Here is a 2,081-nt window from a genome sequence, read left to right on the forward strand (position 1 = left end):
GTAACCATTCAATTTAGGCCGTCCTGTAATCAAACAAAAAATCCCGAGGTTATTCCCGGGATTTTTTGTATTGGTATGGCAGAAGTTGTATGATCTCATCTTCATCCATATTGTCTCTTAGCCTGCCAAGGACATCGGTGAGCCAGTCAAGAGGGTTCAACTGCACGACATCGCAGGATTCAAGCAGCGAGTAGAATACGGCATTGTCCTCAGCCCCCTTGTCATCATGGCTGAAGAGATAGTTCTTTCTGCCCATGACAGAAGGACGTTGTCCGCGCTCTACATCATTGTTGTCTAAGTGGTACCTTCCGTCAAGGGCATAGTTTCTCATCCTGGGCCAGAGTTTGTAAGCATAGTCCAGGGCTTTCCCCAACAGGTCTGATGGTGTGGTAGTCGTGCTGGCGGCTTTCATCCAAGCCTCCATAGCATCCATGATTGGCAAGCCCTTCTCCTTGCGGGCTTTTGCCACTTCTTCGTACGGGGCCTTGCGCTCCCTAAGATTTTCCTCCTGAGTATAGAGCAGTTCAATGTATTCAATGGCTTTTGATGCCACACCGGGGCACGCCCGTTCGGCCTCTACGAACTTGCGACGAATGTGGGCCATGCACCCCAACAGGGTTACGCCATCCTGTTTCTCAAAATAATCATAGACTTTGTAGCCGTCTGTCTGTATGGCTCCTCGATAGTCCTTTAGCTGGGCCCTTGGTATCTCTCCTCCCCGGGAGCCTTTCAAGTAGTAGAAATAAAGACCGTGGGAATCCGGGCGGGCATCCCTGAACTGCCATGCATAGCCATGTCTGCATTTGCCTTTCCCGTCAGCTATCCTCCACGGCACCTCGTCTATTTGGAGATAGTCGCTATTTCTGATGTCTTCCCCTAAGCTCTCGTACAAAGGATAAAGTTTATCGGCCACTGCATGAACCCAATTGTTGACGGTTGACACAGGGAGTGCGACACCCATTTCCTTGAGCATCTTGACTTGGCGGTATTCCGGCAGATGGTGCTCGTACTTGTCTATGATGATCTGGGCAAGGACATCCGCTCCGACGTGATTGCCGCCTATGACGGAAACAGGGGCGGAAGCCTGGACTATCTTCGGGTGGGCCGCATTCTTGTCCGTTTTGCGGCGAAGGATCGGGCGCTCGGTGCATTCCACCCAAAACTTTGCGGGATCGCGGTGCAGCGTGCGGGTGACATCCTTGCCGATTACGTCATAATCATCAGGATTGACGTCCTTTGGCATTTCCGTATGCCACCGCTCCTCAAGGCCGGCGTATCTGTATTCTGACGGTCTTTGGGTTTTGGCCGGCTTGCGACTGCGACGGGTCTGGGCTTCCTTTTCAATCTGTTCCTTGGCCTTCTCTATAGCCTTATCTTTCTCGTCACAAGCTTTCTTGAAAAAGTCATCGAACAACGTCGGCCCGTCGGAAGAATCAACTTTCGGAGCCTTGTCACTTTTGGAACCAAAAAGCATACGCTCAAGATAAGCTATACGCTCGTCTTTGCGGCTGTTTTCGGTTCGCAGCTTCTTGTTTTCCTGTAGGAGATCCTCGTATGTCGGTTGCTTTTTCATGCTATAAAGGTACACAATTTTAGCGAGTTAGCCAAACTTTTGAGGCACCTTTTTCCTTCTTTTTTATATTATCTTCACCACTGTTTTCGCCGACTTGAAAGCGCTTCCTTCGTCTGGCACCTGGAGAGATTCCCTCTATGAAAAGAACCAACTCATCCCATCGAATTTGTCGGAATCCGACTTGCTGGCATGACGGGAACAGTCGGGGAGAAAGCCTGCCCGTCTCAAGACGCTTATAATACATTACGTAACCTCCTCGTTCCCAATGAAGGAGCTTCATAACTTTGCGTGTCTTCCCTACAAAGACGTAGACCCTTCCATTTGTAGGTTCATGCCCAGCTTGTCGGACCTTGCCGCACATTGCGTTGACCCCAACTCTCATATCAGTTGGGGAATTGGAGAGGAAAAACTGGTTATTCTCGTTGAGATTAAACATAAAGCTGTAAATTTTCGGCAAAGGTCGAAAATTTACAGCTTATAGAAAAGGCGGCCTAAAATGGATGGATAC

General features: G+C 49.4%; 2 protein-coding genes. Both read right to left on the reverse strand.

All coding sequences use genetic code 11. The features are described 5' to 3' along the window. Positions 1-49: 49 nt before the first annotated feature. Positions 50-1,573, reverse strand: coding sequence for an IS66 family transposase (gene tnpC / locus NG346_RS14360; protein WP_262281360.1), 1,524 nt, complete (start codon positions 1,571-1,573; stop codon positions 50-52). Positions 1,574-1,592: 19 nt separating this feature from the next. Beyond that, a complete protein-coding gene (tnpB, locus tag NG346_RS14680) occupies positions 1,593-2,009 on the reverse strand; it encodes an IS66 family insertion sequence element accessory protein TnpB (RefSeq protein ID WP_396266841.1) in 417 nt (138 codons plus the stop codon). Positions 2,010-2,081: the final 72 nt, after the last annotated feature.

Origin of the sequence: Hallella absiana (genome assembly GCF_025457485.1) — a bacterium.
In the GTDB taxonomy this organism is placed as follows: Bacteria; Bacteroidota; Bacteroidia; order Bacteroidales; family Bacteroidaceae; genus Prevotella; species Prevotella absiana.